Annotated in this window: 2 rRNA genes; both read left to right on the forward strand. The window is 50.0% G+C overall.

Going from position 1 to position 2,612, the window contains the following annotated elements:
- Positions 1-2,348, forward strand: a 23S ribosomal RNA gene (locus OS173_RS13195); the annotation flags it as partial.
- Between the two features lie 148 nt (positions 2,349-2,496).
- Positions 2,497-2,611: ribosomal RNA gene (gene rrf, locus OS173_RS13200) — 5S ribosomal RNA — on the forward strand.
- The last annotated feature ends 1 nt before the right edge of the window (position 2,612 follow it).

Raw genomic sequence — 2,612 nt, forward strand, 5'->3', positions numbered from 1 at the left:
TCTGGTGATGGCGTACCTTTTGTATAATGGGTCAGCGACTTAATTTCAGTAGCAAGCTTAAGCGAATAGTGTAGGCGAAGGGAAACCGAGTCTTAATAGGGCGCATAGTTGCTGGAATTAGACCCGAACCCGGGCGATCTATCCATGGCCAGGTTGAAGGTCGGGTAAAACCGACTGGAGGACCGAACCCACGTATGTTGAAAAATGCGGGGATGAGCTGTGGATTGGAGTGAAAGGCTAAACAAGCCCGGAGATAGCTGGTTCTCCCCGAAAACTATTTAGGTAGTGCCTTATGTATCACTCACGGGGGTAGAGCACTGTTATGGCTAGGGGGTCACACCGACCTACCGTCCCATGGCAAACTCCGAATACCGTGAAGTGCAATCATAGGAGACAGACTACGGGTGCTAACGTCCGTAGTCGAAAGGGCAACAACCCAGACCGCCAGCTAAGGTCCCAAAATCACCACTGAGTGGGAAACGAAGTGGGAAGGCATAGACAGCTAGGAGGTTGGCTTAGAAGCAGCCACCCTTTAAAGAAAGCGTAATAGCTCACTAGTCGAGTCGGCCCGCGCGGAAGATTTACCGGGGCTAAGTGGTGTACCGAAGCTGCGGATGCTAATTTATTAGCATGGTAGGGGAGCGTTCTGTAAGCCTGTGAAGGTGTGTTGTAAAGCATGCTGGAGGTATCAGAAGTGCGAATGCTGACATGAGTAACGATAAAGGGGGTGAAAAACCCCCTCGCCTAAAGTCCAAGGTTTCCTCGTGCAACGTTAATCGGCACAGGGTGAGTCGGCCCCTAAGGCGAGGCAGAAATGCGTAGTCGATGGGAAACAGGTTAATATTCCTGTACTTTTATATACTGCGATGGAGTGACGGAGAAGGCTAGGTCATCCGGGTGATGGTTATCCCGGTCCAAGCGTTTAGGCAGTGTTCTTAGGCAAATCCGGGAACATAATGCTGAGGCGTGATGGGGAGCTCTTTATTGAGCGAAGTGATTGATGCCCTGCTTCCAGGAAAACCTTCTAAGCATAGGTATATAAGAACCGTACTGTAAACCAACACAGGTGGACGAGATGAGAATTCTAAGGCGCTTGAGAGAACTCGGGTGAAGGAACTAGGCAAAATGGTACCGTAACTTCGGGAGAAGGTACGCCTCCGATGGTGATTAATTTATTATGAGCTGTTGGGGGCCGCAGAGACCAGGTGGCTGCGACTGTTTATCAAAAACACAGCACTGTGCAAACACGAAAGTGGACGTATACGGTGTGACGCCTGCCCGGTGCCGGAAGGTTAATTGATGGGGTTAGCATTCGTGCGAAGCTCTTGATTGAAGCCCCGGTAAACGGCGGCCGTAACTATAACGGTCCTAAGGTAGCGAAATTCCTTGTCGGGTAAGTTCCGACCTGCACGAATGGCGTAACGACGGCCACACTGTCTCCACCCGAGACTCAGTGAAATTGAAATAGCTGTTAAGATGCAGTTTACCCGCGGCTAGACGGAAAGACCCCGTGAACCTTTACTATAGCTTCACAGTGGACTTTGATTAGATATGTGTAGGATAGGTGGGAGACTTTGAAGCATGCACGCCAGTGTGTGTGGAGTCGTCCTTGAAATACCACCCTTGTGTAATTGAAGTTCTAACCTAGGCCAGTAATCCTGGTCGGGGACATTGTGTGGTGGGTAGTTTGACTGGGGCGGTCTCCTCCTAAAGAGTAACGGAGGAGCACGAAGGTGCGCTAAGTACGGTCGGACATCGTACGGTTAGTGTAAAGGCATAAGCGCGCTTGACTGCGAGACTTACAAGTCGAGCAGGTACGAAAGTAGGTCTTAGTGATCCGGTGGTTCTGTATGGAAGGGCCATCGCTCAACGGATAAAAGGTACTCCGGGGATAACAGGCTGATACCGCCCAAGAGTTCATATCGACGGCGGTGTTTGGCACCTCGATGTCGGCTCATCTCATCCTGGGGCTGAAGCCGGTCCCAAGGGTATGGCTGTTCGCCATTTAAAGAGGTACGCGAGCTGGGTTCAGAACGTCGTGAGACAGTTCGGTCCCTATCTGCCGTGGGCGTTTGAGATTTGAGGAAAGCTGCTCCTAGTACGAGAGGACCGGAGTGGACGAACCACTGGTGTTCGGGTTGTCATGCCAATGGCATTGCCCGGTAGCTATGTTCGGACGGGATAACCGCTGAAAGCATCTAAGCGGGAAGCCTCTTCCAAGATGAGATCTCACTGACTCCTTGAGAGTCCTAAAGGGCCCTTGTAGACTACAAGGTTGATAGGCTGGGTGTGGAAGTGCAGTAATGTATGAAGCTAACCAGTACTAATTNCCCGTGAGGCTTGATCATATAACCCTAAGCGATTTAGGGTCAACAAATTGATCAAACTCTAATAATTTTAGACAAGCCAAAACTAAATCAAGATTTGAAAAGCGCATGCTTTGATTCATATTCCAAACATCAGTCTTAAGAAGAACATCTCTTAAGCGACCAGTTTTCTGGTGAAAATAGAGCTATGGTACCACCTGATCCCATCCCGAACTCAGAAGTGAAACGTAGCATCGCCGATGGTAGTGTGGGAGTTCCCATGTGAGAGTAGGACATCGCCAGGAT

This window comes from Marinicella gelatinilytica (genome assembly GCF_026410405.1).
Lineage (GTDB): Bacteria > Pseudomonadota > Gammaproteobacteria > Xanthomonadales > Marinicellaceae > Marinicella > Marinicella gelatinilytica.